The sequence below is a fragment of the Rhodococcus aetherivorans genome, from assembly GCF_025722975.1.
Lineage (GTDB): Bacteria > Actinomycetota > Actinomycetes > Mycobacteriales > Mycobacteriaceae > Rhodococcus > Rhodococcus aetherivorans.
The window spans coordinates 3,647,532-3,666,132 of record NZ_CP106982.1; the positions used below are offsets into that span (position 1 = coordinate 3,647,532).

Here is an 18,601-nt window from a genome sequence, read left to right on the forward strand (position 1 = left end):
CCACCCGCCGGTGGGCGGGGCGTTCGCGTCCCCGCCGCCGGCAGGGGTCTGTCGGATTGTGACGGGATCGTCTACTGTGCCGTGTCTGTGACCTCAGGTACCTCCATTGCTGCGCGCCTGGCCGCGACGCTCGGCGCAGCACTCGCGGCTGCGGCGTGTGCCGCTTCCGACACCGGGCCCGCCCCTGCCGCGCTGCGGGCGACGACCACCGCGGCCGCCACCTCCCCCGGCTTCGACCCGTCCGCCTATGTTGCGATGCCGCCGCGGCCGGAACCGGCGGCCGCCACCGTCGCCTGCGCGTTCCGTGCCGCCGGGCCGGCCGCGAGGACGGCGACCGTGCCCGCGTCGACGTCCGTGCCCGCGACCGGGACGGTGGAGCTGACGCTGACGACCTCCGCGGGTCCGGTCCCGCTGGTCCTCGAGCGCGCCGCAGCGCCGTGTGCGGTGCAGAGTTTCGTCGGCCTCGCCCGGCAGGGCTTCTTCGACGGGACCGAGTGCCATCACGTGACCGACGAACCGGGGATGCAGATGTTCCGGTGCGGCGACCCCACCGGATCCGGGACGGGAGGGCCCGGCTACACGTTCGCCGACGAGTACCCCGTCACGGTCGTCCGCGGGGAGAACGGCTATCTGCCGTCCCCCGTCGTGTATCCGCGCGGCACCGTCGCGATGGCCAACGCCGGGCACCGGGACAGCAACGGCAGTCAGTTCCTGCTCGTGTTCGGCGATTCCCTGCTGCAGCCGCAGTATTCGGTGTTCGGCACCGTCGGAGAACCCGGCCTGCGGGCGCTCGAGGAGGTCGCCGCGGCGGGCGACGACGGATCGAGTCCCCTGGGCGGTGGGCGCCCCCTGATCCCGATGCGGATCGTCGCGGTCGGGTGAGTGCGGCCGGGTGAGTGCGGCCGGCCACCTACCGCGTCTGCAGGGCGACGAGTTCCGCGTACCGCCCGTCCCGGCTCAGCAGTTCGTGATGGCCGCCCCTTTCGACGATCCTGCCGTCGTCGAGCACGATAATCACATCTGCGGTGCGGACGGTGCTGAGCCGGTGCGCGATGACGATCCGGGTCTGGCGCAGCCCTCCCAGCGACGCCACGACCGACGCTTCGGTCGCGGCGTCGAGGGCGCTGGTCGCCTCGTCGAGCAACAGCACTCGGGGCGCGCCGAGCACCGCCCGCGCAAGCGCGATCCGTTGGCACTGCCCACCGGACAGGCCCGACCCGTCCCGCAGCATCGTCTCGTACCCCATCGGCATGGCGACGATCGCGTCGTGGATGTGCGCCAGTTTCGCGGCCTCGACGATGCGGGGGAGGGAGGCCTCCGCCCGTCCCGCGGCGATGTTCTGCGCGACGGTCCCGGTGAACAGGGCGCTGTTCTGCGTCACCACCCCGAACTGAGCGCGCAGCGAACGGGATTCCAGGTCCGCGGCGTCGTGTCCGTCGAACAGCACCCGTCCCTCCGTCGGCTCGTAGAGTCCGAGCAGCAGGCGGGCGAGGGTGCTCTTGCCGGAGCCGGACGGTCCCACCAGCGCCACCGTCGACCCGGCGGGGATGTCGCAGTCGATGTCGCGCACCACCCACGGCGAGCGCGGGTCGTACCGGAATCCGACACCGCGCAGCGAGATCGCGCCGCTGAGTGCCGGGGCGGGCCGCACGCTCCGGCCGTGCTGTTCGACGTCGCTGTCGACGATGTCCCGCAGCCGGGCCAGGTGGGCCGCCGCGAACTGCAGCCGCTGCAGCACCGACACTACCGAGCCGAGCGGGGCGAGCGCGGCGAGCGCGACCCCGTTCGCGGCGATCATGGCGCCGAGCGTCTGCCGTCCGTCCAGCACGCCGACGACGCCGACGATCATCAGGACCGCGGGCGCCGCCACCCTGAGACCGGCCACCAGCGATTCGACCACACCCTCGAGGCGGCCGCTGCGCGACGCCGCGTCCAGGGCGGTGGTGAACAGAGCGTGCCACTGCGCGGCCGCAGCCGCCTCGGAACCGGAGGCCTTCACCGTCTCGATGCCGTTCACGGTCTCGAGCAGGCGTCCCTCGGCGAGGGCGTGCGCGCGCAACTCTTCCTGACCGAGCTGACCGACCCGGCGGCCGGTGCCCACGATCAGGACGATCTGCACCGTCGCGAGCACCATCAGCGTGACGCCGAGCATCGGCGCCCACCACAGCAGCAGAGCGAGGTACGTCAGCGCCAACGGCCCGTCGAGCACCGCCGCCACGACGGGTCCGGTGAGCAGCTCCCGAATCGCCCCGACGCTCGAGACCCGCTGCACCACGTCACTGGTTCCCCGGCGAGCGAAGTATGCATACGGCAATGCCAGCAGGTGCGCGACGGCGGCGCCGGTGAGCTCACCGTCGGCGCGCCGGCGCAGCGCCTCCAGCATCCGGCTGCGCACCACCCCGACCGCACCGTGCGCAAGGCACGCGACGACCGTCGCACCGACCACGGCGTACAGCAGCGGGCGGTCGGCGCTCGGCAGGACCCGGTCCACCAGAATCGCCGAGACCACCGGAAGCGTCATCCCGATCGCCTGCAACGCGATCGAGGCCACCACGACCGACGCGAGCAGTGCGCGGTGGCCGTGCAGGAACCGGGCCGGCATCGTTCGTCGCCGGGAGGCGGGCAGGGCCGGCGGCGGATAGACCGACGGGTCGCCGGGGCCGAACTCGATGCTCACGCCCGAGTACCCGTCGCGGAACTGTGCCCGGGTCAGGCGCCGGCGCCCCCGCGCCGGATCGACGATGTGCACGTGCCGCTCCGTGCACCGTTCGACCACCACGAAATGGTTGCCGTCCCAGTGCACGACGGCGGGCAGCTGTGCACCGCCCCCGGCGACGGCGTCGGCGGAGCGGCCGAAGGCGCGGACGTCGAGCCCGTGGCCGCGGGCACATCGCACGAGCGCCAGGGCGGTGAGTCCGTCGCGGGAAACCCCCAGCTCGTCGACGAGGTCCGCGACGCCGCGTGGGACGCCGAAGTAGGCGAAGATCATCGCCAGGCACGCCGCGCCGCAATCGGACATCCCGGTCTGAGCGAGCGGCCGGATGCGGCGCGTCACCGCGGCGTCTTCTCCGCCTCGCCCCAGAACCATTCGATCCGGGCGGTGCGGCGCCGGTCGGCGAGCCACTCGTCGAACAACCGCCTCGAGGCCTGCTCCAGCAGGTCCGACTCGGACGCGGCGGCGCGCGAGAGCACCTGTACCACTTCCCATTCCGTTCCGACCGCCCGCGGCGGCAGCAGCGCACCGGGCGCGACCGCATCGGCCAGGCCGGAGCCCAGGCCGAGGTCGAGGTCGGCCACGGTCCGCTCCATCAGCTCGGCCCCCAGCGGACGGGACGGGGCGACAGCCGTCAGCGCCGCGCCGAACGCGTCGGCCGTTGTGCCGCAGGTGCGTCGCCGCTCGGCGAACGCGGCGACGAACCGCTCGGCGGCGGCGCGGTCGGCGAAGCGCACGCGGGCGATCCGGAGCCGGTCGCACGTCGATCGGTGCGCCGCGCACCACGAGTCGACGCGGTCGACCGTCACCCGCGTGCGCAGCGCGGCAACGGCGGCCTCGCGTGCCACCATCTCCTCGAGCGCCGCGTGGTCGAGGTGCCGCCGTGCCATCCATGCAGCGGTCGCCGCCGGGGTCAGCAGGCCGCGCGCGCGACGGAAGGCGTCCATGGCGTCCTGCAGCTCACCGTCGGTCAGCGTCACCGGGCTCTCGGCGAGTTCCTGCTGGACGAGACACACGTCGACGAGTCGGTCGAGCAGGGCCGTCTGCTCCCACATCACGTCCAGATACGCCATCGCGTGCTGGATGTCGAGCGCCTCGCCGTTGACGCGTAGCAGCATCGATTCGGCGCTGCGTTGCGCGCCGCGCAACATCCACGGCACCTCCGACGGCGGCGCCCAGGACAGCGTGACGGTGCCACCGCGGGGCCCGGAGACGAGCAGGCCGAACTGCACGGTGTCCCCGTAGGCTTCCCGGTGCCGGAGCAGGCGAAGGCGCAGTCCGGGGTGCTCCGCCCGCAGGGCCGCCAGCAGTTCCTCCGCGGACCCGGCCGCTACCGGGTCGGTGTTGAGGCGCGCGAGCAGAGTCAGCGCCTGCCCGAGAGCAGCGTCGTCGAGCGCCGCGCCGGCCGGGGCGATCATGCGGGCACCTCCTGGACGGCGGGGCGCCGGGAGCGGTGGGCACCGTCGAGCAGCAGCTCGCACAGTGCGTCGGAGATGGGCAGACCCGTCGCGTCCTCGATCCACAACCACTGTCCCGACGGGTTGATCTCGAGGAACACGTAGCGGCCGTCCGGAGTGAGTATGAGATCGATTGTCCCGTACTGCAATTCGAGCTCAGCCACCAGACTGCGGCACAACGCGGCGAGCGCGGCCGGCAACTCGTGCCGACTGTAGCGGGTCGTGGAAGGGTCGTAGCTGCGCCAGTCGAGCCGCGTGTGGTTGCTGTCCTGGCTGTGGATGGCGGCGCCGAGGACCCGCTGCCCGACCACCGTCACCCGCACCTCGATCTGTTTGGGCACATAGCCCTGCACGATCATCGGGCACAGGCGCATCGCCTCCGCGTACCCCAGGTCCGTCGTCGTGACAGGCTCGCACATGCGGAAGTAGCCGTCGTCACCGTCGATCAGGAACGGCCGGTCGAGCGGTTTGCTGATCACCTGCCCCTCGTGCCGGTCCCAGAAATCGAGGAACTCGTCCGGGGAGGTGGTCACGATCGTGGGCGGAAGCTCGAACCCGAGACGGCCGGCCAGGGTGAGCTGGGCGGTCTTGCGGGCCGCCTGCCGGATCGCGGCCCGCGTTCCCGGCACCGCGAGACAGTCCAGATCGTCCCAGAGCGCGGAGGTCATTGCCTCGCATTCCCTTTCGACGTACTCGCGGACCGCCGGGGCGGTGACCTCCGGGTGCGCCCGCGGGTTGCGTGGGCGGCGGAACCAGACCGTGTCGACGGCGGACAGGTCGATCCGCCCACCGCGGTGGTCGAGGGTGCGGCGGACCGCACCGCCGGCGGTGTAGCCGACGGAGATCGACGCGTGGACAGGAAAATCGGCGGGGTCGAACACGACGACCCGGGCGTCGCGCCGGCGCAACAGGTCGACGACGTGGTCTGCGTGCGGGTCACCCGGCTGGGTGAGCACCAGGATGCGGGCGGGATGCGCGCTCATGAGCTGTTCCTCGGGGCGGATCGGATCGGATCGGTCGACGGACGAGCGCCGGGTGGGCGAGGCGAGCCGCCTCCCCACCCGGCGTCCTCGGTCCGTCAGAAGTCCTGATCGGTACCGACCGCGCCGGTCGACATGTCGATCGTCTTGCTCGACCGATCCTCGCACGCGCGACCGCCGGACACGGTCGCGAGGCGCGCCTCGTCGAGTTCCGCACCCTCGGCGGAAATGGCGGTGATGACGGTGTTACGCAATGCGTTCTCCTCTGTCAGGATGTGCCGGACCGTCCGGCGCGGAGAACGATCGCGCAGCGCGCTTAGCATGCGCTTAGCGTCGGCTGACGGACCGCGACGTGCGGATGGGCGAGGTGGGGTCGCCGATCCTGCTACGCCGCGGACCCTCTATGCCGCGGAGGTCACCCGGTACACGTCGTAGACGCCCTCGACGTTGCGGACGACGTTGAGCACGTGCCCGAGGTGCTTGGGATCGCCCATCTCGAACGTGAAGCGGCTCACCGCGACCCGGTCGCCGGTCGTGGTCACCGACGCCGAGAGGATGTTCACCTTCTCGTCGGCGAGTGCCTTGGTGACGTCCGAGAGCAGCCGGTGCCGGTCGAGCGCCTCGATCTGGATGGCCACGAGGAACACCGACGACGGGGACGGCGCCCACTTGACCTCGATGATCCGCTCGGACTGCTGCTGCAGGGATCCGGCGTTGGTGCAGTCGGTGCGGTGCACGCTCACCGAGCCGGTGCGGGTCACGAAGCCCATGATCTCGTCGCCGGGCACCGGCGTACAGCACTTGGCCAGCTTCGACACCGTGCCCGGCGCGCCGGGCACGAGGATGCCGGAGTCACCGCTCTGCCGGGACCGGGTCGGAATGGACGACGGGGTGGACCGCTCCGCGAGCTCCTCCTCGACGCCACCGACCCCGCCGAGCAGCGCGACGAGGCGCTGCACGACGTGGTGCGCCGAGACGTGGTGCTCACCGACCGCGGTGTAGAGCGCCGACACGTCGGCGTACCGCAGTTCCTTGGCCACGGCCTGCATCAGGTCCGCGTTCATCAGGCGCTGCAGCGGCAGCCCGACCCGCTTGACCTCCTTGCCGATGGCGTCCTTGCCGGCCTCGAGCGCCTCCTCGCGGCGTTCCTTCGCGAACCACTGCCGGATCTTGGCCTTCGCGCGCGGCGAGACCACGAACGACTGCCAGTCGCGGCTCGGCCCGGCATTGGGGTCCTTGGACGTGAAGACCTCGACGACCTCGCCGTTCTCGAGCTTGCGTTCGAGCGCGACGAGCCGGCCGTTGACCCGCGCGCCGATGCAGCGGTGCCCCACCTCGGTGTGCACGGCGTACGCGAAGTCCACCGGCGTCGACCCGGACGGCAGCGTGATCACGTCGCCCTTGGGGGTGAAGACGAAGATCTCCTTCACGGCGAGGTCGTAACGCAGCGACTCGAGGAACTCGCCGGGGTCGGCGGCCTCGCGTTGCCAGTCGAGCAACTGCCGCATCCACGCCATGTCGTCGAGCTCGGCGACGTCGCCCGAGTGTTTGCCCTTGGTCTCCTTGTACCGCCAGTGCGCGGCGATGCCGAACTCGGCGGTGCGGTGCATCTCGCGGGTGCGGATCTGCACCTCGAGCGGCTTGCCCTCGGGGCCGATCACGGTGGTGTGCAGCGACTGGTACACGCCGAACCGCGGCTGGGCGATGTAGTCCTTGAACCGGCCCGCCATCGGCTGCCACAGCGAGTGCACGACGCCCACGGCGGCGTAGCAGTCGCGGATCTCGTTGCACAGGATCCGCACGCCGACCAGGTCGTGGATGTCGTCGAAGTCGCGGCCCTTGACGATCATCTTCTGGTAGATCGACCAGTAGTGCTTCGGCCGGCCCTCGACGGTGGCATCGATCCGCGACGCTGCGAGCGTCGCGTTGATCTCGGCGCGGACCTTGGCCAGGTAGGTGTCGCGCGACGGCGCCCGGGTGGCGACGAGCCGCACGATCTCCTCGTACTTCTTCGGGTGCAGGATCGCGAAGGACAGGTCCTCGAGCTCCCACTTGACCGTCGCCATGCCGAGACGGTGCGCGAGCGGCGCGATCACCTCGAGGGTCTCGCGCGCCTTGCGGGCCTGCTTCTCCGGCGGCAGGAAGCGCATGGTGCGCATGTTGTGCAGCCGATCGGCGACCTTGATCACCAGGACCCGGGGGTCGCGCGCCATCGCGATGATCATCTTGCGGATGGTCTCGCCCTCGGCGGCGGTGCCGAGCACCACCTTGTCCAGCTTGGTGACGCCGTCGACGAGGTGGGCGACCTCCTCGCCGAACTCGGCGGTGAGCTGCTCGAGACTGTAACCGGTGTCCTCGACGGTGTCGTGCAGCAGCGCCGCGATCAGCGTCGTGGTGTCCATGCCGAGCTCGGCGAGGATCGTCGCGACCGCGAGGGGATGGGTGATGTACGGGTCGCCGGACTTGCGCTTCTGCGACGCGTGCCGCTCCTCCGCCACGTCGTAGGCGCGCTGCAGCTCCGACAGGTCGGCCTTCGGGTACAGCTCGCGGTGGATCGTGACCAGCGGCTCGAGCACCGGCTTGAGAGTGGTGCCGCGCTGCCCGGTGATGCGGCGCGCCAGCCGCGCCCGCACCCGGCGGGAGGCCGACGTGGACGCCGAGGTCGGGGTCGGACCGGAATTCTGGGACCGATCAAGATTCTGGGTCATGCCCACACCTCCCGTCGCCGATGCACACCGGACGCACCGCCGCACACTCCTCGTCGTCCGGAACCACCGGCACCTGCGCCAACTCTAGCTCTCAGAGCCGAACCAATGACGTCACCGGGTACTTTTCCAGCCGCGCCCGCCCACCGAGGGCCTCGATCTCGGTCACCACCGCCACCGCGACGACCAAGGCACCGGCCGCGTCGAGAAGCTCCGCCGTCGCCGAGAGGGTGCCGCCGGTGGCGAGCACGTCGTCGACGACGAGTACCCGCCGCCCGCGCAACCGAACCGAATCCTGCGGGATCTCGATCGCCGCGGTGCCGTACTCGAGGGAGTACTCGCGGGTGTCCACCGGCGGAGGCAGCTTGCCGGCCTTGCGCACCGCGAGGACGCCGACACCCAGAGCGTGGGCGATGCCGCCGCCGAGCAGGAAGCCGCGGGCGTCGACGCCGGCCACCAGTTCCGCGTCCGGCGCGGTGGCGGCCAGCGCGGCGATGACCGCCCCGAAGGCCTCGCCGTCGGCGAAGACCGGGGTCAGGTCGGCGAAGCGGACGCCGGGCGTCGGGAAGTCGTCGACCCAGCGGGTACGGGCGGTGACCGCCGTGGCGGCACGTTCGATCAGAGCGTGCGCTCCGGCGGGATTGCTGTTCATCTGTTGAGGATCCACCTGTCCATGTTCCAGCCCGCACCGGCAGCGCTGGGGTTGGCGACGGCGGCACGCAGGCCGCCGGCGAAGGTCGTCTCCCGGGGCTGCGCGTACAGCGGCAGGGTCGGCATCGCGGTCCACAGGATCGTCTCGGCCTCACCCACCAGACCGGAGATGGTGGCGTCGTCGGTGGTGACGGCGAGGGCGTCGAGGATCTGGTCGACGCGGGCGTCGGCGAAGCGCCCGACGTTGCTGCCGGCCGCGGAGTTGAGGGCGCCGCGCGCGTCCTGCATGTCGGCCGTGCCTCCCGCCCCTGCCGCGACGGCGGTCCCGGCCAGGACGGCATCGACCTGTCCCGCCGTGAGCTGCGACGGCGTGAACGTGTCCGAGGCGGCGTCGACCACCTCGATGCCCGCCTCGCGACAGGACTGGGCGATCAGCTCGACGGTACGGGCGCGGCGCGGGTCCGGGCCGAGGTACCCGATCCGCACGGTGATGCGGTCCGTCCCCGCAGCGGCGAGCTCGGCCTGCGCCGCGGTCGTGTCCGCCCGGTCGTAGCGGGCTGCGGGCCCGGACACGCCCGGGTACAGCGGCGAGTCGGCGGGCAGCAGCCGCGACGACGTCGTCCCAGAACCGAGTCCGGTGGCGGGCACGTCCCCGACCCGGCCGAACTCGTCGAACAACTGCGAGCGGGGCACGCACAGCGCGAACGCCCGGCGCGCGGCGGCGGCGCCGAGGCTGCCCCCGCCGGTGCCCAGCACGAGCTGCTCGACGTTGCGCGACGCCGCGGCCGTCGTCTCCACGTCGTCCCCGAGGGACAGGTCGAGTGCCCCGGTGCCGGTGTCGGCGACGTGGACGCGGCCGTCGGCGGCCGCCGCGGAGGCGTCGGTGCCGCGCGGCCACACCACGATCCGGTCGGTGCCGGGCTTGTTGCCCCACCAGCGTTCGTTCGCGACGAGGACGAGCCCGTCCTCGGCGGTGAACGACTCGATCCGGTAGGGGCCGGAGGCCGGCAGCAGCGACAGGTCCAGCCGGCCGGGGGTCAGGTTCCACCCGGTGTTCCAGAAGTCGGCGAGCCGGCGCAGCGCCTCGACGTCGCCACCGCCGATGGCGGCGACCACGTCGGGCACCCCCGAGACCCGGGCAGCGACGTGCGCGGGCATCAGCTCGGTGGCGCCGAACAGGGCTCGCCAGTCGGCGTAGGCTCGGCCGGCGCGGAAGACGACGGTGGCGTCCTTGGACCCGGTCTGACAGTCGATCCGTTCGATGTCGACGTAGCCGGAGCGCCGGGCGGCGGAGAACAGGTTCGCCGGAGCACCCGAGGCGTCGGGCGCGGTGAATCGGCCGCTGGCGGCGGCCCAGGCGAGCACCAGGTCGTCGCACGACATCGGCACCCCGTCCGAGTACACGGAGTCCGGGGACAGCCGGTACTGGACGGTCAGCGGGTCCTGCGAGACGACGGTGGCCGCCCCGATGTCGGTGTCGGAGATCACCTGACCGGCCGGATCGACGTAGCCGAAGCCGGGCAGCACGCGGGCCAGGGCCTGCCGGGCTCCCGAGGCGGCGCCGTCCACGGTGTTGGCGTTGTAGGTGGTCACCGTGTTGTCGACGGCATACCCGATGGAGGGCAGGGACTCCTCCGTCGTGCCACAGGCGACGGTGGTCGCGGCGAGCGCCGCCGCGGCGGCCGCGCCCGCGATCGCCGCGCGGACGGACCGGCGGCGCCGGGCTCGACGTGTGTGCTCGGGTGCCGACATGTCAGTGCCTTCTCTTGGCGCGCTTTCCGGTGGGCCGGACGCCCGGTCTGGGGGTGCGCTCGGCCACCGGCGCGGCGCCGGCGCCCGCCGTCGTGGTCGCTCCGATGCGCTTGGTCACGGACACGGGTGTCGCGCCGGCGTGCGCGCCGACGGCCTCCCCGGCGGGGGGCACGGTCCGCGATTCGGCGGCGCCGCGCTTGGCGAGCACCTTGCGGGTGTGTGCGGCCACCGGCCCGCGCCATTCCTTGAGGGTCACCAGCAGCGGAGTCGCGAAGAAGATCGACGAATAGGCGCCGACCACGATGCCGACGAGCTGGACGAGGGCGAGGTCCTTGAGGGTGCCGACGCCGAGCAGCCACACTGCGATGACCATCAGCGCGAGCACCGGCAGCACCGAGATGACCGTGGTGTTGATCGACCGCATGAGGGTCTGGTTGACGGCGAGGTTGGCCTGCTCGGCGTAGGTCCGACGATGCAGGTGCAGGATGCCGCGCGTGTTCTCCTCGACCTTGTCGAACACCACCACGGAGTCGTACAGCGAGAAGCCGAGGATGGTGAGCAGGCCGATGACGGTGGCCGGGGTGACCTCGAATCCGACGAGCGAATACACCCCCGCGGTGACGATCATGTCGAAGAACAGGGCGGCCAGCGCCGCGAGCGCCATGTCCCGCTCGTAGCGCACCGCGATGTAGATGCTGACGAGCACCAGGAACACCGCGAGCGCGATGAGGGCCTTCTGGGTGATCTGTCCGCCCCACGTCTCGCTGACGTCGGCGACGCTGATCGCGTCGCGCGACGGCACGCCGTCGGGCCCGGTCGGCTGGAACTCGGCGTACAGCGCGTTCTGCAGGGTCCGGACCTGCTCGAGGTCGAGGGCCTCCGAACGGATCTGAATCGAGGCGCCCGCGCCGGACCCGACGGTCTGCACCGATACGGGCTCGGTGCCGAGGGTGTCGGAGTACACCGTCTCCACCTGCTCGGTGGTGACGCCCTCGGCGGCCGGGAGCTGGATGCGGGTGCCGCCCTCGAAGTCGATGCCCCACGTGAAGCCGCGGATCAGCATGCTCAGCAGCGCCACCAGCACGATGCCGCCGGTGAGCAGGTAGTAGAACTTGCGGCGGCCGACGATCTCGAACGCGCCGGTGCCGGTGTAGAGGCGGGAGAGGACGCTGTGCCGGGGTGCGGTCGTGGTGGTGTCGGTCATCGTCACGCCTCCTTCGCCGAGGCAGCCGCGAGCTGGCGTTCACGGGCGACCTGCTGAATGGCGCCGAGACCGTTCACGCTCGGCTTGGACCAGAACTTCGACGTCGACGCCAGGTGCACCAGCGGCCACGTCACCAGGAACACCACCACGACGTCGAGGATGGTGGTCAGGCCGAGGGTGAAGGCGAAGCCGCGGACCTGACCGACCGCGAGGACGTAGAGCACCGCGGCGGCGATGAAGCTCACGGCGTTGCCGGACAGGATGGTCCGGCGGGCCCGGGCCCAGCCGCGGGGCACGGCGGAGCGGAAGCTCCGACCCTCACGGATCTCGTCCTTGATGCGTTCGAAGAACACCACGAACGAGTCGGCGGTCATGCCGATGCCGATGATCAGGCCGGCGATGCCGGCGAGGTCGAGGGTGAAGTTGATGTACCGGCCGAGCAGCACCATCACCGCGTACACGGCGAGCCCGGACATCACCAGCGACAACGCGACGAGCACGCCGAGCATGCGGTAGTAGACGAGACTGTAGAGCAGCACGAGGACCAGGCCGACGACGCCGGCGATCAGCCCGGCCTCGAGCGATGCCAGGCCGAGGGTCGCGGACACCGTCTCGGCCTCCGACGCGGCGAACGACAGGGGCAGCGAGCCGTACTTGAGGGTGTTGGCGAGCTCGGTGGCCTGGGTGTTGGTGAAGTTGCCGGTGATCGAGGTCGCGCTGCCGGCGGGGGTGGCGCCCTGGATCACGGGCGCGCTGACCACCTTGGAGTCGAGGACGAACGCGGCCTGCTGGCCGATGCTGGCGGCGGTGAACTGCGCCCAGGTGCTGCTGCCCTCGGAGTCGAACGTGAGGCTGACCTCGTAGCGGGACTGCTGGGTGTTGTAGCCGGAGGAGGCGTCGGTGATCTGCTGGCCGTCGATGATGCTCGGGCCGAGCAGATAGACGGCGGTGCCGTCGGTGGAGCACGCGACGAGCGGCTTTGCCGGATCGTCGTTGCCGGCGAGCGGGTCGGCGGCCGAGCAGTCCAGGGTGGCCATGGCCTGCTGCAGGACGGCCGGGTCCTCGCTCTGCCGGGTCTCCTTGGCGGCGGCGATGTCCGCGGCGGCCCGGGCCTGCGGGTCGAGGTCCTCCGTGGGAGCGGTGGCGGGCGCCGGGGTGTCGGTGGCGGGCGCCGGGGTGTCGGTGGCGGGCGCCGGGGCGTCGGTGGCGGGCGCCGGGGTGTCGGTGGGATCCTGCGCCGGGAAGGGCCGGCCCTGCGGTTCGGGAGCGGGCGTGGCGGCGTCGGGCGCCGGCGTCGCGGGGGCGGGAGCCTGCGGGTCCGTGGGCGCGGGCGCCGGCTGCGCGGCGTTAGCGCTGGCGATGGGCTGACCGATCACGGGCCGGATGTACAGCCGTGCGGTCTGGCCGAGGGTCCGGGCCTGCGAGCTGTCGTCGCCGGGAACCGTGATCACCAGGTTGTCACCGTCGATCACCACCTCGGAGCCGGACACGCCGAGGCCGTTCACGCGGGTCTCGATGATCTGCTGGGCCTGCCGGAGACTGTCCTGGCTGGGCGCGCTGCCGTCCGGGGTGCGGGCGGTGAGGGTCACCCGGGTGCCGCCCTGCAGGTCGATGCCGAGTTTCGGCGTCGCCGACTTGTCCCCGGTGAAGAAGATCAGGGCATACAGCGCCACCAGGATCGCCCCGAACAGGGCGAGGGAGCGAACTGGATGCACCGATCCGTTGGAAGGTGCCACGGTCTGTCAGTCTCCTCGATGCGAGTGAGTGATGCGCTGGTCACGGGGCCACCGCACCCGTCGGGGCGCGGCCCCCGGCGCGGCCCGCACATCGGCCGGGGTGTCGACCGGTCGGTGTCCGACCGTTCAGTGCTCGGTCGGCCGGCCGGCGGGCGGCTCGGTGTCGTCGCCCTTGTCCAGCGAGAGGCCACCGGTCTCGTCCGTCGCCGAGCCGAGCTCGGTGACCCGCTCGCGGACCACGACCCGGGCCCAGGTGGTCACCACGCCGGGAGCGATCTCGAGATCGACGGTGGTGTCGGTGAGCGCGACGATGGTGGCGTGCAGCCCCGCCGTGGTCATCACCCGGTCACCGACCCGCAGCGCGTCCTGCAGTTCCGCGGTCTTCTGCATCTCCTTCTTCTGGCGCCGGATGCCGAGGAACGTCGGCACCAGCAGGGCAAGGATCAGCAGCGGGAAGAGCAGTTCCATCGTTGAAGTCAGTCCTCGAGGTCGTCCGGTATCGGGCGCCGGCGGTCGTGGACCGGCGCAGTAGACCAGTGTGCCATTACCGGCGCGGCTCCTGTACCGGCGCCGGTGGCCGACCGGTCATTCGTCGTCGAACAGGCCGGGTTGCGGTTCGCGGGCCCGCACCTCGATGCCGCCGGTAGCAGCCTCCGGCGGCGGTGTCAGCCCGAGCTGCAGCCACGCGGCCTGGGTCGCGACCCGCCCGCGCGGAGTGCGCGCGATCATCCCCGCCCGTACCAGGAACGGTTCGCAGACCTCCTCGACGGTGCCGGGTTCCTCACCGACGGCCACCGCGAGCGTGGACACGCCCACCGGCCCGCCCCCGAAGCTGCGGACCAGCGCGCCGAGCACGGCACGGTCGAGCCGGTCCAGGCCGAGCGCGTCGACGTCGTAGACCGCCAGGGCGGCCTGCGCGATCTCGCGGGTGATGATGCCGTCGGCGCGGACCTCGGCGTAGTCGCGGACCCGGCGCAGCAGCCGGTTGGCGATGCGCGGGGTGCCGCGGGAACGGCCGGCGATCTCGATGCTCGCCTCCTCGCCCAGGTCGATGCCGAGGATCCGGGCCGAGCGCAGCAGGATCTGCTGCAGTTCCGCCGGGTCGTAGAAGTCCATGTGCGCGGTGAAACCGAACCGGTCGCGCAAGGGTCCGGTCAGCGCGCCGGAACGGGTGGTGGCGCCGACGAGGGTGAACGGGGCGACCTCGAGCGGAATCGACGTCGCGCCCGGGCCCTTGCCGACGACGACGTCGACCCGGAAGTCCTCCATCGCCAGGTACAGCATCTCCTCGGCGGGACGCGCGATGCGGTGGATCTCGTCGATGAACAGCACGTCGCCTTCGACGAGGTTGGACAGCATCGCGGCCAGGTCGCCGGCCCGCTCGAGCGCGGGGCCCGACGTCAGCCGCAGCGACGACCCGAGTTCGGCGGCGATGATCATGGCCATCGACGTCTTGCCCAGGCCCGGCGGGCCCGACAGCAGGATGTGATCCGGGGTGCCGCCGCGCAGCTTCGCCCCGCGCAGCACCAGCTGCAGCTGTTCCCGCACCCGAGGCTGGCCGATGAAGTCGTCGAGGTTCTTCGGCCGCAGGCTCGCCTCGACGTCGCCGTCGGCGGGCGTGTACTCGGCGGTCATCGGCGCCTCGTCGGGGGCACCCGCAGGGGGGAAGTCCTCGATCATCGGCTCTTGCCCAGCAAGGCCAGCGCCGAACGCAGCGCGGTGGAGGTGTCGGAGTGCGGGTCACCCGCGAGGACCGTGTCGGTGGACTGCTCCGCCTGTTTGACGGGGAAGCCGAGTCCGACGAGAGCCTCGACCACCTGGTCGCGCATGGGCGAGCCGACCACCGCGGCCGGGGCGGAGGTTCCGGCGAACGCGGCGACCTTGTCCCGCAGTTCGACGACCATGCGTTCGGCGCCACGCTTGCCGATGCCCGGGACCCGGGTCAGGGCGGCGGTGTTGCCGTCGGCGAGGGCCGCACGCAACGAATCCGGATCCAGCACGGCCAGGGTGGCCATGGCGAGGCGGGGTCCGACACCGGAAACCGTCTGCAGCAACCCGAACAGGTCCCGGGCGTCGGGGTCGGGGAACCCGTACAGCGTCATCGAATCCTCGCGCACGATCATCGCCGTCACCAGGCGGGTGTCCTCGCCGCGGCGGAGCGTGGCCAGGGTGGCGGGCGTGGCGTGGATCCGGTAACCGACCCCCGCGGATTCGATGACGACGTGGTCGAGTGCGATCTCGAGCACTTCCCCGCGCACCGAGGCGATCACCGTGCACCTGCCTTCCGCGCGGCGGCCTGTTCCCGCAGCCGCGCTTCGTATCGTCGTTTCTGTTCGGCCGCGGCGGCCTCGGCGGCGGCCATGCGTGCGAGCATGGGCGCACGCCAGCAGTGGCAGATCGCGAGGGCGAGGGCGTCCGCGGCGTCCGCGGGCTTCGGCGCGGTGGCGAGGCCCAGGATCTTGGTGACCATGGCCGTGACCTGCTTCTTGTCGGCCGAGCCGTTCCCGGTCACGGCGGACTTCACCTGGCTGGGGGTGTGGAACGCCACCGGGATGCCGCGTCGGGCAGCGGAGAGCGCCACCACTCCCCCGGCCTGGGCGGTGCCCATCGCGGTGCGGACGTTGTGCTGGGAGAACACCCGCTCGACGGCGACGACATCGGGCCGGAATCGGTCGAGCCAGTCCTCGGCGGCCGCGGAGATGCGCAGCAGCCGCGACGGCAGTTCCAGGTCGGGGGGTGTGCGGATCACGTCCACCGCCACGGCGGCGACCTCGCGTCCGCGGCCGGTGTCCACGATGCCGAAGCCGCATCGCGTCAGTCCCGGGTCCACACCCATCACGCGCACCCGTTCACCTCTCGACCGCTACGAACAACTGTTCGAGAGCATAGCGGCCGGGGCGGCGCGTCGCGGTATCGACACGCAGCCCCGGCCGGGAGCCGTCCGTCTCAGGCGTCGAGTTCGGCGAGGACCTCGTCGGAGACGTCGACGTTGGTGTAGACGTTCTGCACGTCATCGGAATCCTCGAGGGCGTCGACGAGCTTGAACACCTTGCGGGCGCTGTCCGCGTCGACGGGGACCTCGACCGAGGCCCGGAAGTCCGGGTCGGCCGATTCGTAGTCGATGCCGGCCTCGACGAGCGCGGTGCGCACAGCGATGAGATCGCCGGCCTCGGAAACGATCTCGAAGCTGTCACCGAGGTCGTTGATCTCCTCGGCGCCGGCCTCGAGCACGACCTCGAGGATCTCGTCCTCGGTGCGGCCGTTCTTCTCGAGCACGACGACGCCCTTGCGGGTGAACAGGTAGGACACCGAGCCGGGGTCGGCCATGTTGCCGCCGTTGCGGGTCATCGCGGTGCGGACCTCGCCCGCCGCTCGGTTGCGATTGTCGGTGAGGCACTCGATGAGGATGGCGACACCGCTGGGGCCGTAGCCCTCGTAGGTGATGGTCTGCCAGTCCGCGCCGCCGGCTTCCTCGCCGCCGCCGCGCTTGCGGGCCCGCTCGATGTTGTCGTTGGGGACCGAGTTCTTCTTCGCCTTCTGGATGGCGTCGTACAGCGTCGGGTTGCCCGCCGGGTCACCACCGCCGGTCCGGGCCGCCACCTCGATGTTCTTGATCAGCTTCGCGAACATCTTGCCGCGCTTGGCGTCGATGGCCGCCTTCTTGTGCTTGGTGGTGGCCCATTTGGAGTGGCCGCTCATTCGATTGGAGCCCCTTCCGGCGAGGTGAGGTCGGACCGGGTCCGACTGGTTCGGAGGGTCGATTCTACTCCGCGCCGACCTGCCCCGAACGGACGGTGTCGACGAACAGCCGATGCACCCGCAGGTCACCGGTGACCTCGGGGTGGAACGACGTCGCCAGCACCGCTCCCTGCCGCACCGCGACCACCCGTCCGGCGGCCGGTCCCTCGGGGACGGTGGCAAGGACCTGCACGCCGGGACCGACCTCCTCCACCCAGGGCGCTCGGATGAACACCGCGCGCACCGGATCCCCCTCGATGCCCGCGACGTCGAGGTCGGCCTCGAACGAGTCGACCTGCCGGCCGAACGCGTTGCGCCGGACGGTGATGTCGAGGGCGTCGAGGTGCTCGGCGTCGGGGCGGGTGTCGAGCACCTGCGAGGCGAGCAGGATCATGCCCGCGCAGGACCCGTAGGCGGGCAGGCCGGCCTTCAACCGGGCGCGCAGCGGCTCGAGCAGGTCGAACACCTGCAGCAGCCGGCTCATCGTGGTGGACTCCCCGCCGGGAATCACCAGGCCGTCGACGGCGTCGAGTTCGGCGGTCCGGCGCACCCCGATCGCGCGGGCGCCGGCCGCCTCGAGTGCGGTCAGGTGCTCGCGTACATCGCCCTGGAGCGCGAGCACGCCGATGGTCGGAGAACTTCCCACTGTCGCCTGTTCTGTCGGGGACGGGACGACACCCGTCCGAAGCCTGGATATCAACGCTAGCAGCCGCGGCGGGGTGTCCCGGCTCACGGACCGCGAGCCGGATGCCGGCGCATCAGCGCAGGTAGCGGGCCAGTCCCTCCTGCACCACCGCGGCGACCATCCGCCCGTTCCGGTCGAAGATGCGGCCCTGCGTCAGGGCCCGCCCGAAACCTGCCGACGGGGACGTCTGGTCGTACAGCAGCCAGTCGTCGGCGCGGAACGAGCGCAGGAACCACATGGCGTGGTCGAGGGAGGCGCCCTGCGTCTGCTCGTCGGGATGGGCGACGCTCGCGGAGCCAAGCAGCGTCATGTCGCTCATGTACGCCAGGGTGCACACGTGCAGCACGTTGTCGTCCGGGAGCGGGTCACGGACCCGGAACCACACCTGCTGCTGTGACACGATGCCGGCGCGCCGGAAGAGGCGATCCTCCGGCACCCGTCGCAGGTCCCATTCCGGCCACTCGCGCCTGGCCCACAGGTTCCCCGGGTCGTCCGAGTCCGCGAGGTCGGCGAGGTCGTCGGGATCCGGCACCTGGGGCATCTCGTCCTGGTGCTCGATGCCGTCGTCCTGGACGTGGAACGACGCGGACATGGTGAAGATCGCCTGCCCGTCCTGCACGGCGGTCACCCGCCGGGTGCCGAACGACCGGCCGTCGCGGATCGGGTCGACGAGATACACGATCGGCTTCTCGGGGTTGCCGGGGCGGACGAAGTACCCGTGCAGCGAATGCACCGAGTACGCGGGATCGACGGTGCGCACCGCGGACACCAGCGCCTGTCCGGCGACCTGCCCCCCGAAGGTGCGCTGCAGCGACGTCTCCGTCGCCACGCCCCGGAAGATGTTCTTCTCGAGGTGTTCGAGCGCCAGGATCTCCTCGATCTTCGCCATGCGGGCTCCTTCCCGGTCCTGCGACAGGCTATCCGCAGGGCCCGGCGAGAAGCGACGGGAGCCTCCGACACGGTCGGAGGCTCCCGTCGCA

General features: G+C 71.6%; 17 protein-coding genes. 1 reads left to right on the top strand and 16 read right to left on the bottom strand.

Going from position 1 to position 18,601, the window contains the following annotated elements:
- Nucleotides 1–87 precede the first annotated feature (87 nt).
- The gene (locus OCS65_RS16390) at nucleotides 88–882 is read left to right on the top strand and encodes a peptidylprolyl isomerase (RefSeq protein ID WP_006941010.1); all 795 of its coding nucleotides are present in this window, start codon (nucleotides 88–90) and stop codon (nucleotides 880–882) included.
- A 28-nt stretch (nucleotides 883–910) separates the two neighbouring features.
- Here the strand turns inward: OCS65_RS16390 and OCS65_RS16395 are convergent, their stop codons facing one another.
- The 16 genes from OCS65_RS16395 to OCS65_RS16470 form a co-directional block, all read right to left on the bottom strand.
- A complete protein-coding gene (locus OCS65_RS16395; protein WP_231772867.1) occupies nucleotides 911–3,055 on the bottom strand; it encodes a peptidase domain-containing ABC transporter in 2,145 nt (714 codons plus the stop codon).
- Nucleotides 3,052–4,131 (bottom strand): TIGR04500 family putative peptide maturation system protein, encoded by a 1,080-nt coding sequence (locus tag OCS65_RS16400; protein WP_231772868.1) that lies wholly within the window; start codon nucleotides 4,129–4,131, stop codon nucleotides 3,052–3,054. Before OCS65_RS16400 ends, OCS65_RS16395 begins: the two co-directional genes overlap by 4 nt.
- Nucleotides 4,128–5,153, bottom strand: coding sequence for an MvdC/MvdD family ATP grasp protein (locus OCS65_RS16405; RefSeq protein WP_231772869.1), 1,026 nt, complete (start codon nucleotides 5,151–5,153; stop codon nucleotides 4,128–4,130). The genes OCS65_RS16400 and OCS65_RS16405 overlap by 4 nt, the downstream gene beginning before the upstream one ends.
- Nucleotides 5,154–5,248: 95 nt before the next feature.
- Complete coding sequence (locus tag OCS65_RS16410; protein ID WP_006941017.1) at nucleotides 5,249–5,404, bottom strand: putative ATP-grasp target RiPP; 156 nt, start codon at nucleotides 5,402–5,404, stop codon at nucleotides 5,249–5,251.
- A 147-nt stretch (nucleotides 5,405–5,551) separates the two neighbouring features.
- Nucleotides 5,552–7,858 carry a RelA/SpoT family protein gene (locus OCS65_RS16415; RefSeq protein WP_006941018.1) on the bottom strand — a complete coding sequence of 769 codons (2,307 nt, stop codon included), beginning with the start codon at nucleotides 7,856–7,858 and terminating at the stop codon, nucleotides 5,552–5,554.
- A gap of 91 nt (nucleotides 7,859–7,949) precedes the next feature.
- Nucleotides 7,950–8,507, bottom strand: coding sequence for an adenine phosphoribosyltransferase (locus OCS65_RS16420; RefSeq protein WP_168579589.1), 558 nt, complete (start codon nucleotides 8,505–8,507; stop codon nucleotides 7,950–7,952).
- Entirely contained in the window at nucleotides 8,504–10,258 is a 1,755-nt protein-coding gene (locus tag OCS65_RS16425; RefSeq protein ID WP_006941021.1) for an ABC transporter substrate-binding protein, read from the bottom strand. Before OCS65_RS16425 ends, OCS65_RS16420 begins: the two co-directional genes overlap by 4 nt.
- Before the next feature lies 1 nt (nucleotide 10,259).
- Nucleotides 10,260–11,462, bottom strand: a complete 1,203-nt coding sequence (gene secF / locus OCS65_RS16430) for a protein translocase subunit SecF (protein ID WP_263507298.1) — start codon at nucleotides 11,460–11,462, stop codon at nucleotides 10,260–10,262.
- A gap of 2 nt (nucleotides 11,463–11,464) precedes the next feature.
- Complete coding sequence (gene secD / locus OCS65_RS16435; protein WP_231772870.1) at nucleotides 11,465–13,198, bottom strand: protein translocase subunit SecD; 1,734 nt, start codon at nucleotides 13,196–13,198, stop codon at nucleotides 11,465–11,467.
- Nucleotides 13,199–13,324: 126 nt separating this feature from the next.
- Nucleotides 13,325–13,666, bottom strand: a complete 342-nt coding sequence (gene yajC, locus OCS65_RS16440) for a preprotein translocase subunit YajC (RefSeq protein WP_050035146.1) — start codon at nucleotides 13,664–13,666, stop codon at nucleotides 13,325–13,327.
- A 117-nt stretch (nucleotides 13,667–13,783) separates the two neighbouring features.
- Nucleotides 13,784–14,833 carry a Holliday junction branch migration DNA helicase RuvB gene (gene ruvB, locus OCS65_RS16445; RefSeq protein WP_373566474.1) on the bottom strand — a complete coding sequence of 350 codons (1,050 nt, stop codon included), beginning with the start codon at nucleotides 14,831–14,833 and terminating at the stop codon, nucleotides 13,784–13,786.
- A 41-nt stretch (nucleotides 14,834–14,874) separates the two neighbouring features.
- The gene (ruvA, locus tag OCS65_RS16450; RefSeq protein ID WP_006941026.1) at nucleotides 14,875–15,468 is read right to left on the bottom strand and encodes a Holliday junction branch migration protein RuvA; all 594 of its coding nucleotides are present in this window, start codon (nucleotides 15,466–15,468) and stop codon (nucleotides 14,875–14,877) included.
- Entirely contained in the window at nucleotides 15,465–16,043 is a 579-nt protein-coding gene (gene ruvC / locus OCS65_RS16455) for a crossover junction endodeoxyribonuclease RuvC (protein WP_006941029.1), read from the bottom strand. Before ruvC ends, ruvA begins: the two co-directional genes overlap by 4 nt.
- 101 nt (nucleotides 16,044–16,144) lie before the next feature.
- Nucleotides 16,145–16,897: a YebC/PmpR family DNA-binding transcriptional regulator gene (locus tag OCS65_RS16460; protein WP_006941030.1), complete on the bottom strand. Its 753-nt coding sequence runs from the start codon at nucleotides 16,895–16,897 to the stop codon at nucleotides 16,145–16,147.
- Nucleotides 16,898–16,961: 64 nt separating this feature from the next.
- Complete coding sequence (gene pdxT / locus OCS65_RS16465) at nucleotides 16,962–17,582, bottom strand: pyridoxal 5'-phosphate synthase glutaminase subunit PdxT (RefSeq protein WP_006941031.1); 621 nt, start codon at nucleotides 17,580–17,582, stop codon at nucleotides 16,962–16,964.
- A gap of 112 nt (nucleotides 17,583–17,694) precedes the next feature.
- Nucleotides 17,695–18,510, bottom strand: coding sequence for an acyl-CoA thioesterase (locus OCS65_RS16470; protein WP_006941032.1), 816 nt, complete (start codon nucleotides 18,508–18,510; stop codon nucleotides 17,695–17,697).
- Between the last annotated feature and the right edge of the window lie 91 nt (nucleotides 18,511–18,601).

Bases quoted from the DNA above. Each gene is read 5' to 3' on its own strand.
- OCS65_RS16400 (WP_231772868.1), bottom strand. From the start codon at position 4,131: ATGATCGCCCCGGCCGGCGCGGCGCTCGACGACGCTGCTCTCGGGCAG.
- OCS65_RS16405 (WP_231772869.1), bottom strand. From the start codon at position 5,153: ATGAGCGCGCATCCCGCCCGCATCCTGGTGCTCACCCAGCCGGGTGAC.
- OCS65_RS16415 (WP_006941018.1), bottom strand. From the start codon at position 7,858: ATGACCCAGAATCTTGATCGGTCCCAGAATTCCGGTCCGACCCCGACC.
- OCS65_RS16420 (WP_168579589.1), bottom strand. From the start codon at position 8,507: ATGAACAGCAATCCCGCCGGAGCGCACGCTCTGATCGAACGTGCCGCC.
- OCS65_RS16425 (WP_006941021.1), bottom strand. From the start codon at position 10,258: ATGTCGGCACCCGAGCACACACGTCGAGCCCGGCGCCGCCGGTCCGTC.
- secF (WP_263507298.1), bottom strand. From the start codon at position 11,462: ATGACCGACACCACCACGACCGCACCCCGGCACAGCGTCCTCTCCCGC.
- yajC (WP_050035146.1), bottom strand. From the start codon at position 13,666: ATGGAACTGCTCTTCCCGCTGCTGATCCTTGCCCTGCTGGTGCCGACG.
- ruvB (WP_373566474.1), bottom strand. From the start codon at position 14,833: ATGACCGCCGAGTACACGCCCGCCGACGGCGACGTCGAGGCGAGCCTG.
- OCS65_RS16460 (WP_006941030.1), bottom strand. From the start codon at position 16,897: ATGAGCGGCCACTCCAAATGGGCCACCACCAAGCACAAGAAGGCGGCC.
- OCS65_RS16470 (WP_006941032.1), bottom strand. From the start codon at position 18,510: ATGGCGAAGATCGAGGAGATCCTGGCGCTCGAACACCTCGAGAAGAAC.